Below are 20,169 nucleotides of genomic sequence, written 5' to 3' on the forward strand. Positions count from 1 at the left end.
CTGACGCCAGGCGGTCAGGCGGTCAGGCGGTCAGGCGGTCAGGCGGTCAGGCGGTCAGGCGGTCAGGCAGTCAAGGCAGAGACGCAGGCGGACATGCGGCGGCGCCTGCCCGGTCGTCCGGTCGGGGACTGTGGGGCAGGCGCCGTCTGTGTTCCGTACGCCTTTGTACGGGACGTATGAGTGGCCCTGGGGGCCGGGCCGTCAGACCAGCAGCGAGCGGTCCGTCGGGCGGATCGGGGCCGGCAGCTCGCTCGCGCCGGTCAGGAACCGGTCGACGCCGCGGGCGGCCGAGCGGCCCTCCGCGATCGCCCACACGATGAGCGACTGGCCGCGGCCGGCGTCACCGGCGACGTACACGCCCGGGACGTTGGTCCGGAAGTCGGCGTCGCGGGCGATGTTGCCGCGCTCGTCGAGCTCCAGACCGAACTGCTCCACCACGCCGTTCTCACGGTCGGTGCCGGTGAAGCCCATGGCGAGGGTGACCAGCTGGGCGGGGATCTTGCGCTCCGTGCCCGGCTTCGGGGTCAGCCTGCCGTCGATGAACTCGACCTCGCTGAGGTGCAGCCACTGGACGTTGCCGTCCTCGTCGCCCTCGAAGTGGGTGGTGGAGACGGAGTAGACCCGCTCGCCGCCCTCCTCGTGCGCGCTCGTGACCTTGTAGAGCATCGGGAAGGTCGGCCACGGCTGGGAGACCGCGTCCCGCTCCTCGCCCGGACGGGGCATGATCTCCAGCTGGGTGACCGAGGCCGCGCCCTGACGGTGGGCGGTGCCCACGCAGTCGGCGCCGGTGTCGCCACCGCCGATGACCACGACGTGCTTGCCCTCGGCCGAGATCGGGGGCGCCACGAAGTCGCCCTCCTGGACCTTGTTGGCCAGCGGCAGGTACTCCATCGCCTGGTAGACGCCCTTGAGCTCACGGCCGGGGACCGGAAGGTCACGGGCGGTCGTGGCGCCGGCGGCGATGACGATGGCGTCGTAGCGCTTCTTCAGGTCGGTCGCCTTGAGGTCGCGGCCGATCTCGATCCCGGTACGGAAGCGGGTGCCCTCCGCGCGCATCTGCTCGATACGGCGGTTGATGTGCCGCTTCTCCATCTTGAACTCGGGGATGCCGTACCGGAGGAGGCCTCCGATGCGGTCCGCGCGCTCGTAGACGGCGACGGTGTGGCCGGCCCGGGTGAGCTGCTGGGCGGCGGCCAGGCCCGCCGGGCCCGAGCCGATGACCGCGACGGTCTTGCCGGACAGGCGCTCAGGCGCCTGCGGGGCGACGTCACCGGTCTCCCACGCCTTGTCGATGATCGAGACCTCGACGTTCTTGATGGTGACGGCCGGCTGGTTGATGCCCAGCACGCACGCCGACTCGCACGGAGCGGGGCACAGACGGCCCGTGAACTCCGGGAAGTTGTTCGTGGCATGCAGCCGCTCGGAGGCCGCCGTCCAGTCCTCGCGGTAGGCGAAGTCGTTCCACTCGGGGATCAGGTTCCCCAGCGGACAGCCGTTGTGACAGAACGGGATGCCGCAGTCCATGCACCGGCCGGCCTGCTTGCCGATGATCGGCAGCAGCGAACCGGGGACGTAGACCTCGTTCCAGTCCTTCAGACGCACGTCGACGGGACGGGACTTGGCGACCTCACGGCCGTGGTTCAGGAAGCCCTTCGGGTCAGCCATTGGTCGCCGCCTCCATCATCTTCTCGGTGATCTCGGACTCGGAGAGTCCCGCCTGCTCGGCGGCGTCCTTGGCGGCGAGCACTGCCTTGTACGTGCTGGGGATGATCTTGCTGAAGCGCTCCGCGGCGGTGTCCCAGTCGACCAGCAGCTTCGCCGCGACCGTCGAACCGGTCTCCTCGGCGTGGCGGCGCACGACGTCGTGCAGCCACTGCTTGTCGGTCTCGTCCAGTGCCTCGACGGCGCCGAGGTTGCCGGAGTTGACGTTGTCGCGGTTCAGGTCGATCACGTAGGCGATACCGCCCGACATACCGGCCGCGAAGTTGCGGCCCGTCTCGCCGAGGACCACCGCGTGACCGCCGGTCATGTACTCGCAGCCGTGGTCTCCCACGCCCTCGGAGACGACCGTCGCGCCGGAGTTGCGGACGCAGAACCGCTCACCGGTACGGCCGCGCAGGAACAGCTCGCCGCCGGTCGCGCCGTAGGCGATGGTGTTGCCCGCGATCGTCGAGTACTCGGCGAGGTGGTCGGCGCCCCGGTCCGGGCGGACGACGACGCGGCCGCCCGAGAGACCCTTGCCGACGTAGTCGTTGGCGTCGCCCTCCAGGCGCAGCGTGACACCGCGCGGGAGGAAGGCGCCGAAGGACTGGCCGGCGGAGCCGGTGAAGGTGATGTCGATGGTGTCCTCGGGCAGGCCCGCGCCACCGAACTTCTTCGTCACCTCGTGGCCGAGCATGGTGCCGACCGTGCGGTTGATGTTGCGGATGGTGACCTGGGCGCGCACCGGCTGGGCGTCGGTCGCGGAGTCCGCGGCCAGGGCGTCGGCGGCGAGCTTGATCAGCTCGTTGTCGAGCGCCTTCTCCAGGCCGTGGTCCTGCGTGATGACCTGGTGCAGCGCCGCGCCCTCGGGCAGGGCGGGCACGTGGAAGAGCGGGGCCAGGTTCAGGCCCTGTGCCTTCCAGTGGTCGACGGCGCGCTCGACGTCGAGGACCTCGGCGTGGCCGACGGCCTCCTCGATGGTGCGGAAGCCCAGCTCGGCGAGGATCTCGCGGACCTCCTCGGCGATGAACCTGAAGAAGTTCACCACGTACTCCGCCTTGCCGGCGAAGCGGTCGCGGAGCACCGGGTTCTGGGTGGCGATGCCGACCGGGCAGGTGTCCAGGTGGCAGACGCGCATCATGACGCAGCCGGAGACGACGAGCGGCGCGGTCGCGAAACCGAACTCCTCGGCGCCGAGCAGCGCGGCGATGATCACGTCGCGGCCGGTCTTCAGCTGACCGTCGGTCTGCACGACGATCCGGTCGCGCAGGCCGTTGAGCAGCAGCGTCTGCTGGGTCTCGGCGAGGCCGAGCTCCCAGGGGCCGCCCGCGTGCTTGAGCGAGGTGAGCGGGGAGGCGCCGGTGCCGCCGTCGTGACCGGAGATCAGCACGACGTCCGCGTGCGCCTTGGACACACCGGCCGCGACCGTGCCGACGCCGACCTCGGAGACCAGCTTCACGTGAATCCGCGCCTGCGGGTTCGCGTTCTTCAGGTCGTGGATCAGCTGGGCCAGGTCCTCGATCGAGTAGATGTCGTGGTGCGGCGGCGGGGAGATCAGACCGACACCGGGGGTGCTGTGCCGGGTCTTGGCGACCCACGGGTAGACCTTGTGGCCCGGCAGCTGGCCGCCCTCGCCGGGCTTGGCGCCCTGGGCCATCTTGATCTGGATGTCGTCGGCGTTGACCAGGTACTCGGAGGTGACGCCGAAGCGGCCGGAGGCGACCTGCTTGATCGCCGAGCGGCGCGCCGGGTCGTACAGCCGGTCCGCGTCCTCGCCGCCCTCACCGGTGTTGGACTTGCCGCCCAACTGGTTCATGGCGATGGCGAGGGTCTCGTGCGCCTCCTTGGAGATGGAGCCGTACGACATGGCGCCGGTGGAGAAGCGCTTGACGATCTCGTCGGCCGACTCGACCTCGTCGATGGAGATCGGCTGCCGGTCCGACTTGAAGCCGAAGAGGCCGCGCAGCGTCATGAGGCGCTCGGACTGCTCGTTCACGCGGTCCGTGTACTTCTTGAAGATGTCGTAGCGGGCCGTGCGCGTCGAGTGCTGGAGGCGGAAGACCGTCTCCGGGTCGAACAGGTGCGGCTCGCCCTCGCGGCGCCACTGGTACTCGCCGCCTATCTCCAGGGCGCGGTGGGCCGGCGCGATGCCGCTGGCCGGGTACGCCTTGGCGTGGCGGGCGGCGACCTCCTTGGCGATGACGTCGATGCCGACGCCGCCGATCTTGGTGGCGGTGCCGCTGAAGTACTTGGTGACGAAGGCGTCGTCGAGACCGACGGCCTCGAAGACCTGGGCGCCGCGGTAGGAGGCGACGGTCGAGATGCCCATCTTGGACATGACCTTCAGGACGCCCTTGCCCAGCGCGTAGATCAGGTTGCGGATCGCCTGCTCGGGCTCCATCCCGTTGAGGAAGGTGCCCGCGCGCAGCAGGTCCTCGACGGACTCCATCGCCAGGTACGGGTTGACGGCGGCGGCGCCGAAGCCGATCAGCAGCGCGACGTGGTGGACCTCGCGGACGTCGCCGGCCTCGACCAGCAGGCCCACCTCGGTGCGCTGCTTGGTGCGGATGAGGTGGTGGTGGACGGCCGCGGTGAGCAGCAGCGACGGGATCGGGGCGTGCTCGGCGTCCGAGTGGCGGTCCGACAGGACGATGAGACGGGCGCCGTTGTCGATGGCCGCGTCGGCCTCGGCGCAGATCTCCTCGATGCGGGCGGCCAGCGCGTCACCGCCGCCGTGCACCCGGTACAGACCGGAGAGCGTCGCGGCCTTGAAGCCGGGCATGTCGCCGTCGGCGTTGATGTGGATGAGCTTGGCCAGCTCGTCGTTGTCGATGACCGGGAAGGGCAGGGTGACCGTCCGGCACGACGCGGCGCTCGGCTCGAGCAGGTTGCCCTGCGGGCCGAGGGAGGAGCGCAGCGAGGTCACGAGCTCTTCGCGGATCGCGTCCAGCGGCGGGTTGGTGACCTGCGCGAACAGCTGGGTGAAGTAGTCGAAGAGCAGCCGCGGGCGCGCGGAGAGCGCGGCGATCGGCGAGTCGGTGCCCATGGAACCGAGCGGTTCGCCGGCGGTCTTGGCCATCGGCGCGAGGATGACGCGCAGCTCTTCCTCGGTGTAGCCGAAGGTCTGCTGGCGGCGGGTGACCGAGGCGTGGGTGTGCACGATGTGCTCGCGCTCGGGCAGGTCGACCAGCTCGATCTCGCCGGCCTCCAGCCACTCGGCGTAGGGCCTCTCGGCGGCGAGCTGGGCCTTGATCTCGTCGTCCTCGATGATGCGGTGCTCGGCGGTGTCGACGAGGAACATCCGGCCGGGCTGGAGGCGTCCCTTGCGGACGACCTTCGCGGGGTCGATGTCGAGGACGCCGACCTCGGAGCCGAGGACGACGAGGCCGTCGTCGGTGACCCAGTAGCGGCCGGGACGCAGACCGTTGCGGTCGAGCACGGCGCCGACCTGGGTGCCGTCGGTGAAGGTGACACAGGCCGGGCCGTCCCAGGGCTCCATCATCGTGGAGTGGAACTCGTAGAAGGCGCGCCGGGCCGGGTCCATGGAGTCGTGGTTCTCCCACGCCTCCGGGATCATCATCAGCACGGAGTGCGGCAGCGAGCGGCCACCGAGGTGGAGCAGCTCGAGCACCTCGTCGAAGGACGCCGAGTCGGAGGCGTCCGGCGTACACACCGGGAAGATCCGCTCGATGGACTTCTCGTCCGGGCCGAACAGGTCCGAGACCAGCTGCGACTCCCGGGCGGTCATCCAGTTGCGGTTGCCCTTGACGGTGTTGATCTCACCGTTGTGCGCGACGAAGCGGTACGGGTGCGCGAGCGGCCACGACGGGAAGGTGTTCGTCGAGAAGCGCGAGTGGACGAGCGACACGGCCGAGGCGAAGCGGCGGTCGGACAGGTCCGGGAAGAAGGGCTCGAGCTGGCCGGTGGTCAGCATGCCCTTGTAGACGATGGTCCGCGCGGACAGCGACGGGAAGTAGACGCCGGCCTCGCGTTCGGCGCGCTTGCGCAGCACGAACGCCTTGCGGTCGAGGTCGATGCCCGTGCTCGCGTGGTCCGTGACGAAGATCTGGCGGAAGGCCGGCATCGTCGAGCGGGCGGTGGCGCCGAGCAGCCCGGGGGCGACCGGGACCTCGCGCCAGCCGAGGACGGTGAGGCCCTCGTCGGCGGCGATCGTCTCGATCTGTGAGACGACCTCGTCGATGCCGTCCTCGGGGAGGAAGGCGATACCGACGGCGTAGCCGCCGGCCTCGGGGAGCTCAAGTCCGGCCACCTCGCGGAAGAAGGCGTCCGGGACCTGGGTCAGGATGCCCGCGCCGTCGCCGGAGTCCGGCTCGGAGCCGGTGGCGCCGCGGTGTTCGAGGTTGCGCAGAACGGTGAGCGCCTGCTCGACCAGCGTGTGGCTCGCCTCGCCGGTGAGGTTGGCCACGAAGCCGACGCCACAGGCGTCGTGCTCGTTGCGGGGGTCGTACATACCCTGCGCAGCAGGGCGAGCATCCATGAAGGACCAGTTCTGGCCATTCCCGGAATGCTGGGACGGCTGGCGCGGCGTACGCATCGGCTCTCCCGTCGTCGTCTCAAGTGGCATATCTGCTGGCGAAGGGACGACGTTGGCCCTCTGCGTAACGCAAAATTTCGTGCAGGTTACATGATGGAGCGGTTCTCGGGAACCGGATACTCCGTTCCAGCATGCGGACGCCACGGCGTCGCGACAGGGGTACCGCGCACGTGGCTCAAAGTGTGTGGGGACCGAACGGGACAAGATCGATCAGATCAGTGTCCGCCGGCCCGGAAGGCGAGGGGAGCGGCGTCCGTTCACCTCGCGAGTGCGCCGGAGGCGTCATTGCCCACAGCGCTTACGGCTCATGCCCGGTGGTTAAGCACTCGAAACCAGTCAGTAACGGCTACTTATGCGGCCCAACGCATAAGTAGCATTCGCACTATCCTACGGCCGTTCCGAACCAGCTGCCCAGGGCGTACGTCACACCGGCCGCCGCGCCACCGAGAGCAAGCTGCCGCAGTCCGCTGTACCACCAGGTGCGCGCGGTCACCCGGGCCACCACCGCCCCGCACCCGAACAGTCCGAACAGCGCGAGCAGCACGGCCGGCCAGAGCGAAGCGGCGCCCAGGAGATAAGGGAGTACGGGCAGCAGCGCGCCCAGCGCGAACGCGCCGAAGCTCGACCCGGCGGCGATCAGCGGCGAGGGCAGATCGGAGGGATCGATGCCCAGCTCCTCACGGGCGTGGATCTCCAGGGCCTGTTCGGGATCGCGCGACAGCTGCTGGGCGACCCGCCGGGCCAGCTCGGGCTCGACACCCCGGGCCTCGTACAGCGCGGCGAGCTCGGCCTCCTCGTCCTTGGGGTGCTTTCTCAGCTCCCGGCGCTCGACCTCGAGTTCGGCCTCGACGAGCTCGCGCTGCGAGGCGACGGAGGTGTACTCGCCGGCGGCCATGGAGAAGGCGCCCGCGGCGAGACCGGCGAGTCCGGTGATGACGACGGTCTGGTGACCCACCGAACCGCCGGCGACACCCGTCATCAGGGCGAGGTTGGAGACCAGGCCGTCCATCGCGCCGAAGACGGCGGGCCGCAACCAGCCCCCGTTGACGTCCCGGTGGGTGTGGTTGTCGCGGTGCGCCTCGTGCAGTGCGGCTTCGGTTTCGATGATGGCCATGAGGTCCCCCTGGGTGTTCCCGAGCGCCCCAGCAAGCTGAGGCAAAGCTAAGTCTGGACTGATTCCACTATTCGACAACACCAAAGATAGGCCGAGGGATTCCCGCCCGCCAGGAAGGAAAGGCTGCGCTAACCTGCGGTTTTACCCTCGAATGCTCATACGATCGGATAGCTGCACAGATGTCGACCGGGTGACATGAGGGCCTCCGAGGCTGAGGTCAACCGCCGACGGTGGGACACATCCGCAAAAGGGCTCCGCGCCCCGTGCGGAGCCCCTGAGGAGAGGTCGCGTATGGCATCGACCGCCCGCATCCCCTCGGTCCCGGCGCCGGGGGACGCCGCCGCACTGCGCGAACGGGCCCGCGGCGCCCTGCTCGGCCTGGCCGTGGGAGACGCCCTGGGAGCCCCCGCGGAGAACATGAAGCCCTCCGAGATCCGCGCCCGCTGGGGCCGTATCACGGGATACGTCACCGACCGGCCGGCCGGCACCGACGACACCGAGTACGCGATCTTCTCGGGCCTGCTGCTGGCCCGCCACGGCTCCGCGCTCACCCCCGCCCATGTCGAGGCGGCCTGGCACCAGTGGATCGCCGACCTCGACGAGGGCCCCTTCCGCGGCGCCGGCTTCAGCGAACGCGGCACCCTGGAGAACCTCCGCCGAGGCCTCGCGGCGCCGATCTCGGCGCAGCACCGGCACGCCTGGAGCGACGGCCTGGCGATGCGCGCGGCCCCCTTCGGCGTCTTCGCCGCGGGCCGCCCGGCGGAAGCGGCCCGTCTGGTCGCGATCGACGGCGCGGTGAGCCACGACGGCGAGGGCATCTACGGCGGCCAGGCGGTCGCGGCGGGAGTGGCGGCGGCGATGGCGGGAGCGCCTGCGATCTCGGTGGTCGCCTCCGCCCTCGCCGTGGTCCCCGAGGACTCCTGGACGGCGCGTTCGCTGCGCCGGGCGGTGGCGGTCGCCCACCGGGGCGAACGGGCGGTCCGCTCCGCCGTCGTCATCGGCGGCTACCCCTGGACCGACCTCGCCCCCGAGGCCGTCGCCCTCGCCTTCGGCGCCTACGCGGCCGCCGACGGCGACTTCCGCGAAGCCGTCCTGACGGCGGTGAACATGGGCCGCGACGCGGACACGACGGCCGCGGTGGCGGGCGCCCTGGCCGGTGCGACGCAGGGCGTGTCGGCGATCCCGGCGGAGTGGGCGGCGGCGATCGGCCCGGCACGGGGCAGCTGCCTGCCGTCCATGGCGGGCCACCACGTGCTGGACGTGGCCGAGTTGCTGGTGCCGGGCGAGGGCGGGAAGTGGGGCGAGGGGATGGTCATGGACGACCTCGTGCCCAACCTGATGGGCCTCGCCCGGTTCCCCCTGCCGGACCCGACCGCCTTCACCCTGACCACGAACGACACCGCGGAGGTACGGCTGTGAGGCCACCGGGCCCCTGGCAGGAGGACACGTCCACGGGAACTCCACCCCCGGACCCCACCGAACCCACCGAACCCACCGCACCGGTGCCGTCGACGGCGTCGGCAGCGACGGCGGCACCGGCTACCGCGACACCAACCCGGACGCTGACGGGGACACTGTCGGGGACCGGGACGGGGACCGCGACCGGGACGGCGGCGGGGACCGCGACCGGGACGGCGACGGGGACCGGGACGGCAGCAGCGGCAGCGGCAGTCGCAGGGACAGTGACTGCGACCGGAGCCGCGGTCGCCGACGGCGGGAGCGCCCCGCAGGGGCCACCCGCACCCGACAACGAAAGCCGTACGGGCCTTCCGAGTGGGAAGAACCGGGCCGAAGGCGCAGCCGAGGTGTCCCGCAACGCCCGGCCCCCGCAGGGAACCCGCATCGAAGGCCTCCTGCTCGGCCTCGCCGCGGGCGACGCCGCCGGCTGGCCCGCCGCCCGCCACCGAGCCGCCCGAATGCCGGAGTGGACCCGCCGTCTGACCCGCGAGCTCGACACCTTCGCCGAGCACAACGCGACGACCACCCTCCCCGTCCCTATCGCCCTCAACCAACCCCCCGAACCGCTCCGCCTCGGCCCCTCCGACGACGCCGAGTGGGCGGCCTTCGCTGCCGAGGCGGTCCTGCGGGCCGGCGACGACGCCGCCCTAGGCGACCTCAGCCGGGAACGCCGGATGCGCGCCGCCATCGACCTCACCTGGAACGCCATCGCCTGCGAGGTGGCGGCGGCCGCCGACCGCGCGCCCGAGATCGAGTCCGCCGTCCTCCCCCTGCGCGCCCGGATCTCCGTCCGCGCCGGCCTCGGCAACCTCGCCGCAGGACTGCGGCCGCCCGCCACCGGCCACGACAACCCCCACTACTTCGACGACGCGGCCTGCGTGCGCGCCTGCGTCCTGGCCGTGGCCCACCCCGGCGACCCCCGACTCGCCGCCGAACTGGCCGAGTTCGACGCCCGCTACACACAGGACGGCGACGGCGTGCACGGCGCACGCGCGATGGCGGCGGCCCTCGCGCTGGCCCTCGTCGGCGCGGACCCCGACGCCTGCGTGGCGGCGGCGCTCGCCGAACTCCCCGAGCACACCGAGATCGGCCGCAACGCCCGTCACGCCCTCGCGCTGGCCCGCGGCGCCGACAGCGCCTTCACGCTCATCCCCCTCCTGGAACACCAGATCGTCGACCACGTCTACAGCTACGGCATCGCGGCGGCGGAGACGGTCCCGGTGGCCCTGGCCCTGGTGACGGCGTCCGGCGGCCGTATCGGCGAAGCGGTACCGGCGGCGGCCTGTCTCTCCCGGGTCGCGGACTCGGCCCCGGCCCTGGCGGGCGCGCTGACCGGCGCGTTGGGCGGCGGCGCCGCGATCCCCGTCTCCTGGCGGGACAGCTGCCGGGTCCTCTCCGGCTGTGTACTGCCCCGGCTCACCGGCACCGACCTGGTGGAACTCGCCGAACTCCTGGAAGCCACGCAACCGGCCACTCCAGGAGGATGATTCGGGGCATGACGCCCAAAGCACAAGAAAGCACCGGCGGAACCCTGGAAGACCGCATCACCGGAGCCCTCGTCGGCGCGGCCGTCGGCGACGCGCTCGGCGGCCCCGTCGAGGGCTACTCCCCCGAGCAGATCCTCCAGCGCCACGGCAGCCGGGTCCACGGCGTCGTCGGCCCCTGGAACGGCGACGACTGGCGCACCGCCCGCCCCATCGCCCCGTACCACAAGGGCGACGGCCACGTCACCGACGACACCTTGATGACCCACGCGCTGATCAGGGTCTACGCCACGGTCCGCGATCACCTGGACGCCTACGCGGTCGCCGACCACCTGGTGCCGGACCTGCTGACGACACCCCGCTGGATCCCGGAGCTGGAGGCGGAGGCACTCCCCCTCCAGCGGATCTTCCTGGCCGAGAAATGGCTGGTGGCAAGGCTGCACTACGGCCATGTGGACCCCCGTGAGGCAGGCGTCGGCAACATCGTCAACTGTGGTGCGGCGATGTACATGGCGCCGGTGGGCCTGGTCAACGCGGCCAACCCGGCGGGCGCGTACGCCGAGGCGCTGGACATCGCCGGCGCCCACCAGTCGTCGTACGGCCGCGAGGCGGCGGGAGTCTTCGCGGCGGCGGTGGCGGCCGCGTGCACGCCGGGCGCGACGGCGGACTCCGTCGTCACGGCCTGTCTGGCCCTGGCCCAGGACGGGACCCGCACGGCGATCGAGAGGGTCTGCGAAGCGGCGGCCCGGCACACCGACTTCGAGTCGGCGCTGGTGCCGCTCCGGGAGGCGGTGGCGCCGTACGACACCGTCGGCCCCGACTACCGCCGGCCCTCCCTGGCCGCCCGGCGCCCCTCCCGCCTGCACGCGATCGAGGAACTCCCCGTCGCCCTGGGCATGTTGCTGGTGGCCGACGGCGACTACCGGCAGGCCGTTCTGGGCGCGGTCAACTACGGCCGCGACTGCGATTCGATCGCGACGATGGCGGGAGCGATGGCCGGCGCCCTCGGCTCGCCGGTCCCCGACGCGTGGTCGAAGCAGGTCGGCGAGGCCAGCCGCCTCGACCTCCGGCAGCCCGCGGCGACGCTCACCGAGGTCACCCGGGAGATCTTCGACCGCGACGTCCACCACCGCCGCACCCACGAGCGGGCGTTCTCCGCGATCGGAGGTCCGCGATGCTCCGACTGACCTGGGTCCAGCCCGAGGACCTCCTCGGCCACGAACTGCGCCAGGCCGCCCAGGACGGCCGGGAACCGTGGGCGATCGCCGCCCGCTGGAAGGCGGCCGGCGGCTGCGAGGCCCCCGCCCGGGCCGGTGCGTCCCCGCAGCGCGCCTCGCGCTATCTGCGCCTCCTCGCGGACGACCTGCTGGACGAACTGGCCGACCTGCCCAGCAGGTCCGCGGAACACGAGCCGACCGGACTGGAGAAGATCAGGGCCCTGTGCCCGCAGTGGCCGAGCCGTCCGGCCGGCGCGCCCGCGCAGGCCCCCGCCCCCGCCGCACTGGAAGCGGCCTGGCTGGGCCGGGCCGTCGGCTGCCTGCTGGGCAAACCGGTGGAGAAGCTCCCCCTGGACGCCGTCCGCCAACTCGCCCGGTCCACCGGCAACTGGCCCCTCGCCGGCTACTTCACCGCCCGCGGAATCCCCCAGCCCCTCCTCGAGGCGCACCCCTGGAACCGCCGCTCGGCGACCACCTCCCTCGCCGAGAACATCGACGGCATGCCCGAGGACGACGACCTCAACTACCCGCTTCTCAACCTCCTCCTGCTCCGCCGCCACGGCAGGGACTTCACCACCACGGACGTGGCCCGGCTCTGGCTGGACGAACTCCCCGCGGGCCGCACCTTCACCGCCGAGCGCATCGCCCTGCGCAACCTCCTCTCCGGCATCGAGCCCCCGCTCACCGCCCGCCACCGCAACCCCTTCCGCGAGTGGATCGGCGCCCTCATCCGCGCCGACGTCCACGGCTGGACCAACCCCGGAGACCCGGCCGCGGCGGCCGAGCAGGCGCACCGCGACGCCACCCTCACGCACACCGCCAACGGCGTCTACGCGGCGATGTTCACGGCGGCCACCATCGCCACCGCCGCGACCGGCGCCCATGACGTCCACGCCTGTCTGCGCACCGGCCTGAGCGTCGTCCCGCCCCGCTCCCGTCTCGCGCAGGCGGTCACCCACGCCGTCCGGCTCGCCGGGGAACACCCCGACTTCGACACCGTGGTGGACGAACTCCACGCCGCCCACCAGGGGCACCACTGGGTCCACGCCATCCCCAACACCGCCCTGATCGCCGCCGCCCTCACCCACGCGGACGGCGACTTCACCGGCTCCACCGGCCGTGCCGTGTCCGGCGCCTTGGACACCGACTCGGCCGGCGCGACGGCCGGCGGGATCGCCGCCCTGCTCACCGGCGACCCGGCCGCCCTGCCCGACCACTGGACGGCCCCCCTCAAGAACCGCCTGGCCACCTCCGTCGCCGACCTCAACGGCGTCGGCTTCGACACCCTGGCCCACCTCACCTGGTCCCTCATCCCCCGGGAGGCTTCCCAGCCATGACCGACATCGTCGTGCTCGGCAGCACGAACATGGACCTCGTCGCCTACGTCGAGAAGCCCCCGCAGCGCGGGGAGACCGTGACGGGACGGGAGTTCCGTACGATCCCCGGCGGCAAGGGCGCCAACCAGGCGGTCGCCGCCGCCCACGCGGGCGGCACCGTCTCGATGATCGGCGCCGTCGGCAACGACGCCTTCGGCACCCGGCTGCGCTCCACCCTGGAGCACTCCGGCGTGAACACCGACCACCTGCGCACCGTCGAGAGCCCCTCCGGCACCGCGCACATCGTCGTGGACGACGAGGGCGGCAACGCGATCGTGGTCGTCCCCGGCGCGAACGGCACCGTCGACCACCTCGTCCCGGGCGACGAGGTCCTCATCTCCTCCGCCGACGCGCTCCTGCTCCAGCTCGAGGTCCCCCTCGCCGCGGTCGTCGCGAGCGCCCGGGCGGCCCGCGCCCACGGCGTCCGGACGATCCTCACCCCGGCCCCCGCCCAGCCGCTCCCGCCCGAACTCCTCGCGGCCACCGACCTGTTGGTCCCCAACGAGCACGAGGCGGCAACGCTCACCGGCCGCACCGACCCGCGCGAGGCGGCCACCGCCCTGCTGGACAGCGTGCCGGAGGTGGTCATCACGCTCGGCTCGTCCGGCAGCCTGTACGCCACCCGGGGAGCGCAGCCGCTGACCGTGCCCGCCCCGCGCGTCACCGCCGTCGACTCGACCGGCGCGGGTGACACCTTCGTCGGCGCCCTCGCGGTCGCGCTGGGCGAGGGGCGGCCCGTACGGGAGGCGCTCGCCTGGGCATCCGCGGCGGCGGCCCTGTCGGTCCAACGACCGGGCGCCTCCGCCTCGATGCCCTACCGCTCCGAGATCGAGACGCAGTACGCGTCATGACCGAGAAGACCACCGAGAAGGCCACTCCCCTGCAGGGTGTCCGTGTCCTGGACCTGGCCACCCTCTTCGCCGGCCCCCTCGCCGCCACCATGCTCGGCGACTTCGGCGCGGAGGTCATCAAGGTCGAGCACCCCACTCAGCCGGACCCCTCCCGAGGCCACGGCCCGTCCAAGGACGGCGTGGGCCTCTGGTGGAAGCTCCTCGGCCGCAACAAGCGCACCGTCACCCTCAACCTCTCCAGGCCCGGCGGCCGCGCCACGCTGCTGCGCCTCGCCGCCACCGCCGACGTGATCATCGAGAACTTCCGTCCCGGCACCCTGGAGAAATGGGACCTCGGCTGGGATGCGCTGTCGGCGGCCAACCCCCGCCTGGTCCTCACCCGGGTCACCGCCTTCGGCCAGTTCGGCCCCTACGCCCACCGCCCCGGCTTCGGCACCCTCGCCGAGGCGATGAGCGGATTCGCGGCGATCACCGGAGAACCGGACGCGTCCCCGACCCTCCCGCCCTTCGGCCTGGCCGACTCGATCGCCGGTCTGGCCACCGCCTACGCCGTCATGACGGCCCTCGCCGCCCGCGACCGCACCGGCGAGGGACAGGTCGTCGACATGGCGATCATCGAGCCCATCCTCACCGTCCTCGGTCCCCAGCCGCTCTGGTACGACCAGCTGGGATACGTCCAGGCCCGCACCGGCAACCGGTCCGCCAACAACGCCCCGCGCAACACCTACCGCACGGCCGACGGGAACTGGGTCGCCGTCTCGACGTCGGCCCAGTCGATCGCGGAGCGCGTGATGCGCCTGGTCGGCCGCCCCGACCTGGTCGACGAGCCCTGGTTCGCGACCGGCGCCGACCGGGCCGCCCACGCCGACCTGCTCGACGAGGCGGTCGGCAGCTGGATCGCCGCCCGCAGCCGCACCGACGTCCTCGCCGCCTTCGAGAAGGCGGAGGCCGCGATCGCCCCGATCCAGGACGTACGCGACGTGATGGCGGACCCCCAGTACCAGGCCCTCGACACGATCACCGCGGTCGAGGACCCGGAGCTGGGCCGGATCCGCATGCAGAACGTCCTCTTCCGGCTCTCCTCGACCCCCGGCGCGATCCGCTGGCCCGGCCGCCCGCACGGCGCCGACACGGAGGAGGTCCTCACCGAACTGGGCCTGACGAAAGCCGAGCTGACGTCCCTCCGCGAGGCGGGCGCCGTATGACGAAGACCCCTCTGACCTGGCTCTATGTCCCCGGTGACCGCCCGCAGACGGTCACCAAGGCCCTCGCCTGCGGCGCCGACGTCGTCATCGTCGACCTGGAGGACGCGGTCGCCCCGGACCGCAAGGAGTACGCCCGCACGGCCACCGCCGAACGCCTGCGCGAGCCCCAGCCGGTCCCGGTCCACGTCCGGGTGAACGCCCTGGACAGCCCCTTCGCCGCGGCGGACCTCCGCACGATGGCCGCCCTCCCCGGGGTCTCCGCCCTGCGCCTGCCGAAAGTGACGTCCCCGCACCAGATCACCCGCGTCGCCGCGGCCATGCCGCCCGCGGACCGCGGAGCCACCCCCCTCCACGCCCTCCTGGAATCGGCCCTCGGCATCGAGCACGCCTATGCCATCGCCTGCGCCCACCCCTCGCTGCGCGGCATCGCCCTCGGCGAGGCGGACCTACGAGCCGACCTGGGCGTCCGTGACGACGCGGGCCTCGACTGGTCCCGCGCCCGGGTCGTGGTCGCCGCCCGGGCCGCGGGTCTGGCGCCCCCACCGCAGTCGGTGCACCCCGACATCCGTGACCTGGAGGGCCTGGCGACCAGCTGCGCCCGCGGCCGCACCCTCGGTTTCCTGGGCCGCGCCGCCATCCACCCCCGCCAGCTCCCGATCATCGAACGGGCCTACCTGCCCACCCAGCACGAGCTGGAGGAAGCCGAGACGATCGTGAAGGCGGCGGCCACCGAGCAGGGCGCCCAGGCCCTCCCGGACGGCCGGTTCGTCGACGCGGCCGTGGTGGCGATGGCACAGCGCACCCTGTCCCTGGCAGCCCGAGGGGACTGAACCCTCCCCGTCACGCACAGACGACGAGGGCGCCCGGCAGACCCCGGGCGCCCTCGTCGTCGTACGAACAACCAGTCGTCAGCTCTTCTTGCCGGCCGACTCGGCTCCGTCCTCGACCTCGTCCTTCACCCCGGCCACGTCCTCGGAAGGGTCCTCGGCCTTCACCGCGGCGGCCTTCCCGGCCTCACCCTTCGCGCCGGCGTCGGCCTTGACGTCGGCAGAGACCTTGGCGGAGGCCTTGGTGCCGACAGAGACCTTGGTGTCGGCGGAGGCCTTGGTGTCCGCCTCGCCCTTCGCGTCGGCGTCGGTCTCGGCCTTCGCCTCGCCGTCACCCTTCGCGCCGGTCTTCGCCTCGGCGCCGGACTCAGCCTTGTCCTCGGCCTTGTCCTTGCCCTCGGCCGCGTCCTCCGACGTGCCTTCGCCGTCGGCTTCCGTCCCGCCGTCGGAGACACCCGCACCCGGCTCGACCACCGCTTCGCGCCCCGGCCGCTTCTTCGCCGAGATCACGATGTAGATCACCGCGAGCACGAACACGACCATCGCGGTCCAGTCGTTCAGCCGCAGACCCAGGATGTGGTGGGCGTCGTCGACCCGCATGTACTCGATCCACGCGCGGCCCACGCAGTACGCGGCGACGTACAGCGCGAAGGCCCGCCCGTGCCCGAGCTTGAAGCGGCGGTCGGCCCAGATGACGAGGAGCGCGACGCCGATGCACCACAGCGACTCGTACAGGAACGTCGGGTGGTAGTAGCCGGGCACCCGGCCGTCCGCCGAGGACGTGATGTGCAGCGCCCAGGGAAGGTCGGTCTGCTTGCCGTACAGCTCCTGGTTGAACCAGTTGCCCCAGCGGCCGATCGCCTGGGCGAGGGCGATGCCGGGCGCGATGGCGTCGGCGTACGCGGGCAGCGCGATACCCCGGCGGCGGCAGCCGATCCACGCGCCCACCGCGCCGAGGGCGATCGCACCCCAGATACCGAGGCCGCCCTCCCAGACCTTGAAGGCGTCCACCCAGTCGCGGCCCTCGCTGAAGTACAGCTCGTAGTCCGTGATCACGTGGTAGAGCCGGCCGCCGACCAGTCCGAAGGGCACCGCCCAGACGGAGATGTCGGCCACCGTGCCGGTCTGCCCGCCGCGGGCGACCCAGCGCCTGTTGCCGAGCCAGACCGCGACGAAGACGCCGATGATGATGCAGAACGCGTAGCCGCGCAGCGGAACGGGGCCGAGATACAGCACCCCGTGCGACGGGCTGGGAATGTAGGCAAGTTCCATGGCAGGGTCGACGCTACCGTGCCGGACCGGGCCGACGACGGGCAGCCCGGCTACGGCTCCATAACGGGCGGGTGTGCAGGGGCCTCAGCCCTGGTCACCCTTTGTCGGCTTCCTCCACCATCTGCTTCAGCTTGGCCGGCGTCATCGACTGGTCGGCGTAGATGTTCTTGCCGTTGAACAGCACGGTCGGAGTACCGCCGAAGTGGCCGTTCTGGAAAGCCTGGTTGGACTTCTCGACCCAGCTGTTGTGCGTGCCGTCCTCGACGCAGGTACGGAACGCGGGCGTGTCGAGGCCGTCGACCTTGGCCGCGAGCCCGATGAGCTTGCTGTTGTCGGCGAAGGCGTCGTCCGTCTCCTCCGGCTGGTTCTCGTACAGCACGTCGTGGTAGGCGGGGAACTTCCCGACGTCCTGCGCGCACGCCGCCGCGTTGGCCGCGTTACGGGAGCCGCTGCCGCCCATGTTGCCGTCGATCAGCGTGGCCAGGTGGTACTCGACCCTGAGCTTCCCGGCGTCCGTCAGCTCGTGGATCGTGGGGCGGTACGCCGCCTCGAAGGCCTTGCAGGCCGGGCAGCGGAAGTCCTCCCACACGGTGAGCGTGGACTTGGCACCGTCCTTGCCGACGGGGATCGCGAGCGCGTCCTCGCCCTGCGCCCCCGAGGGGGCCACGACCGGCCCCGCCTTGTCACTGCTGTCGTCCTTGCCGGAGTTCGCCGCGACGACCCCGATCACCGCCGCCAGACCCAGGACGCAGACGACGCTCGACGCGACGATCAACGTCCGCCGTCGCCGCTCCGCGGCCTTCTGTTTCTCTCGCTCGTCCGCCAGCCGCTCCCTGGCGGTGCGCTTTCCCGCACGATTCTTCTCGCTCACACCCCCAGAACGAACCGGGGAGGCGCATTGCGCCTCCCCGACCCCAGGTCCACCCGTTCGAGTGACCCGGAGAAATATCCCGCTCTGTTACGCCTGTCCCTGCCTACGCCTGTCGGCGCACGCCCTTCGCCAGCTCGCCCGCGAGCTCGCGGACCGCCTCGATTCCGGCCGCGTCGTCCGGCGCGTCGAGCATCCGCTTGACGAAGGCCGAGCCGACGATCACGCCGTCGGCGAAGCCGGCGACCTCGGCGGCCTGCTTCGCGTTGGAGACGCCGAGGCCGACACAGACGGGCAGGCCGGTACCGGTCGCCCTGGTCCGCTCGACCAGGTCCTGGGCCTGCGCGCCCACCGACTCACGGGTGCCGGTGACCCCCATCAGCGAGGCGGCGTAGACGAAGCCGCTGCCCGCCTCGGTGATCTGCGCGAGCCGCGCGGCCTTGCTGCTCGGCGCCACGACGAAGACCGTCGCGAGGCCGTGCTTGTGGGCGTGCTCCCTCCACAGCGCCGACTCCTGGACCGGCAGGTCGGGCAGGATGCAGCCCGCGCCGCCCGCCTCGGCCAGCTCGGCGGTGAAGCGCTCGACCCCGTAGCGGTCGATCGGGTTCCAGTACGTCATGACGAGGATCGGCTTCCCGGCGGCCTCGAAGGCCTCCCGGACCGTCCGCATCACGTCCGCGATCCGCACCCCGCCGCGCAGGGCGATGTCGTCGGCGGTCTGGATGACCGGGCCGTCGAGGACCGGGTCGCTGTGCGGCAGACCGACCTCGACGATGTCCGCGCCACCGTCGATGACGGCCTTGATCGCCTCGATGCCGCCGTCCACGGTCGGGAACCCGGCCGGGAGGTAGGCGATGAGCGCGGCGCGGCCCTCCGCCTTGGCGTCGGCGAGGGTGTCCGACAGCAGCGCGCTCTTCCCACCGGTGAATTCGGCCCCGCTCACTTGGCGTCCCCTTCGATCTCGGCGGTGTCGGCCGCGTTGGCGGCGACCTCGGCGTCGGTGTCGTACAGGCCGAAGTAACGGGCGGCCGTGTCCATGTCCTTGTCGCCGCGGCCGGACAGGTTGACGACGATCAGCCCGTCCTTGCCGAGCTCCTTGCCGACCTCCAGGGCCCCGGCCAGCGCGTGCGCGCTCTCGATGGCCGGGATGATGCCCTCGGTGCGCGACAGCAGGCGCAGCGCCTGCATGGCCGCGTCGTCGGTGACCGCGCGGTACTCGCCGCGGCCGCTGTCCTTGAGGTAGGAGTGCTCGGGGCCGATGCCGGGGTAGTCCAGGCCCGCCGAGATGGAGTACGGCTCGGTGATCTGGCCCTCGTCGTCCTGGAGGACGTAGGAGCGCGAGCCGTGCAGGATGCCGGGCTCGCCCGCGGTCAGGGTCGCCGCGTGCTCGCCGGTGTCGATGCCGTGACCGGCCGGCTCGCAGCCGATCAGCCGGACGTCGACATCAGGGATGAAGGCGTGGAAGAGGCCGATGGCGTTGGAGCCGCCGCCGACGCAGGCGACAGCCGCGTCGGGGAGGCGTCCGGCGCGTTCCAGGATCTGGCGGCGGGCCTCGACGCCGATGACGCGGTGGAAGTCGCGCACCATCGCCGGGAAGGGGTGCGGTCCGGCGACCGTGCCGAACAGGTAGTGGGTGTGGTCGACGTTGGCGACCCAGTCGCGGAAGGCCTCGTTGATGGCGTCCTTCAGCGTGCGGCTGCCGGACTTCACGGCCACGACCTCGGCGCCCAGCATGCGCATGCGCGCCACGTTGAGGGCCTGGCGCTGGGTGTCGATCTCACCCATGTAGATGGTGCACTCGAGGCCGAAGAGGGCGCAGGCGGTGGCCGTCGCCACGCCGTGCTGGCCGGCGCCGGTCTCGGCGATCACGCGCGTCTTGCCCATGCGCCGGGTGAGCAGCGCCTGCCCGAGCACGTTGTTGATCTTGTGGGAGCCGGTGTGGTTGAGGTCCTCGCGCTTGAGGAACACCCGGGCACCGCCGGCGTGTTCGGCGAACCTCGGCACCTCGGTGAGGGAGCTGGGCCGGCCGGTGTAGTGCACGAGCAGGTCGTCGAGCTCGCGGGCGAACTCGGGGTCGTGCTTGGCCTTGTCGTACTCGACGGCGACCTCGTCCACGGCGGCGACGAGGGCCTCCGGGATGAACTTGCCGCCGAACGCGCCGAAGTAGCCCTCGGCGCTGGGGACCTGACCCTCGGGGTCGGGGATGAAGAACTCGCTGGGCATGCGGAAACCTCACGGTGA

Annotated in this window: 14 protein-coding genes; 7 read left to right on the forward strand and 7 right to left on the reverse strand. The window is 72.0% G+C overall.

Features of this window, described 5'->3' with window-relative positions:
* Nucleotides 1-201: 201 nt before the first annotated feature.
* The 3 genes from OG736_RS12535 to OG736_RS12545 all read right to left on the reverse strand — a co-directional run bounded on the left by OG736_RS12535 (nt 202) and on the right by OG736_RS12545 (nt 7,370).
* A complete protein-coding gene (locus OG736_RS12535) occupies nt 202-1,665 on the reverse strand; it encodes a glutamate synthase subunit beta (protein WP_028806850.1) in 1,464 nt (487 codons plus the stop codon).
* Nucleotides 1,658-6,256, reverse strand: coding sequence for a glutamate synthase large subunit (gene gltB, locus OG736_RS12540; RefSeq protein ID WP_327182501.1), 4,599 nt, complete (start codon nt 6,254-6,256; stop codon nt 1,658-1,660). The genes OG736_RS12535 and gltB overlap by 8 nt, the downstream gene beginning before the upstream one ends.
* A gap of 382 nt (nt 6,257-6,638) precedes the next feature.
* A complete protein-coding gene (locus tag OG736_RS12545) occupies nt 6,639-7,370 on the reverse strand; it encodes a VIT1/CCC1 transporter family protein (RefSeq protein ID WP_327182502.1) in 732 nt (243 codons plus the stop codon).
* Between the two features lie 291 nt (nt 7,371-7,661).
* Between OG736_RS12545 and OG736_RS12550 the strand changes: the two genes are divergently transcribed.
* The 7 genes from OG736_RS12550 to OG736_RS12580 all read left to right on the forward strand — a co-directional run bounded on the left by OG736_RS12550 (nt 7,662) and on the right by OG736_RS12580 (nt 15,791).
* A complete protein-coding gene (locus tag OG736_RS12550; protein WP_327182503.1) occupies nt 7,662-8,789 on the forward strand; it encodes an ADP-ribosylglycohydrolase family protein in 1,128 nt (375 codons plus the stop codon).
* Nucleotides 8,790-9,052: 263 nt separating this feature from the next.
* Nucleotides 9,053-10,315, forward strand: coding sequence for an ADP-ribosylglycohydrolase family protein (locus OG736_RS12555; protein WP_327182504.1), 1,263 nt, complete (start codon nt 9,053-9,055; stop codon nt 10,313-10,315).
* An 8-nt stretch (nt 10,316-10,323) separates the two neighbouring features.
* The gene (locus OG736_RS12560) at nt 10,324-11,499 is read left to right on the forward strand and encodes an ADP-ribosylglycohydrolase family protein (RefSeq protein WP_327182505.1); all 1,176 of its coding nucleotides are present in this window, start codon (nt 10,324-10,326) and stop codon (nt 11,497-11,499) included.
* Nucleotides 11,487-12,866 (forward strand): ADP-ribosylglycohydrolase family protein, encoded by a 1,380-nt coding sequence (locus OG736_RS12565; protein WP_327182506.1) that lies wholly within the window; start codon nt 11,487-11,489, stop codon nt 12,864-12,866. The genes OG736_RS12560 and OG736_RS12565 overlap by 13 nt, the downstream gene beginning before the upstream one ends.
* Nucleotides 12,863-13,756, forward strand: coding sequence for a ribokinase (gene rbsK / locus OG736_RS12570; RefSeq protein WP_327182507.1), 894 nt, complete (start codon nt 12,863-12,865; stop codon nt 13,754-13,756). Before OG736_RS12565 ends, rbsK begins: the two co-directional genes overlap by 4 nt.
* Entirely contained in the window at nt 13,753-14,961 is a 1,209-nt protein-coding gene (locus OG736_RS12575; protein WP_327182508.1) for a CaiB/BaiF CoA transferase family protein, read from the forward strand. The genes rbsK and OG736_RS12575 overlap by 4 nt, the downstream gene beginning before the upstream one ends.
* Nucleotides 14,958-15,791 (forward strand): HpcH/HpaI aldolase/citrate lyase family protein, encoded by an 834-nt coding sequence (locus tag OG736_RS12580; RefSeq protein ID WP_327182509.1) that lies wholly within the window; start codon nt 14,958-14,960, stop codon nt 15,789-15,791. Before OG736_RS12575 ends, OG736_RS12580 begins: the two co-directional genes overlap by 4 nt.
* Nucleotides 15,792-15,869: 78 nt before the next feature.
* On the opposite strand, the gene lgt is transcribed toward OG736_RS12580, so the two are convergent.
* From lgt to trpB, 4 genes are all read right to left on the reverse strand, one after another.
* Nucleotides 15,870-17,060, reverse strand: a complete 1,191-nt coding sequence (lgt, locus tag OG736_RS12585) for a prolipoprotein diacylglyceryl transferase (RefSeq protein ID WP_327182510.1) — start codon at nt 17,058-17,060, stop codon at nt 15,870-15,872.
* Between the two features lie 94 nt (nt 17,061-17,154).
* Nucleotides 17,155-17,931, reverse strand: a complete 777-nt coding sequence (locus tag OG736_RS12590) for a thioredoxin domain-containing protein (protein ID WP_327182511.1) — start codon at nt 17,929-17,931, stop codon at nt 17,155-17,157.
* A gap of 103 nt (nt 17,932-18,034) precedes the next feature.
* A complete protein-coding gene (gene trpA / locus OG736_RS12595) occupies nt 18,035-18,871 on the reverse strand; it encodes a tryptophan synthase subunit alpha (RefSeq protein WP_327182512.1) in 837 nt (278 codons plus the stop codon).
* Nucleotides 18,868-20,151 (reverse strand): tryptophan synthase subunit beta, encoded by a 1,284-nt coding sequence (trpB, locus tag OG736_RS12600; protein ID WP_327182513.1) that lies wholly within the window; start codon nt 20,149-20,151, stop codon nt 18,868-18,870. The genes trpA and trpB overlap by 4 nt, the downstream gene beginning before the upstream one ends.
* Nucleotides 20,152-20,169 lie beyond the last annotated feature (18 nt).

The organism is Streptomyces sp. NBC_01334, from assembly GCF_035983595.1.
Lineage (GTDB): Bacteria > Actinomycetota > Actinomycetes > Streptomycetales > Streptomycetaceae > Streptomyces > Streptomyces coriariae.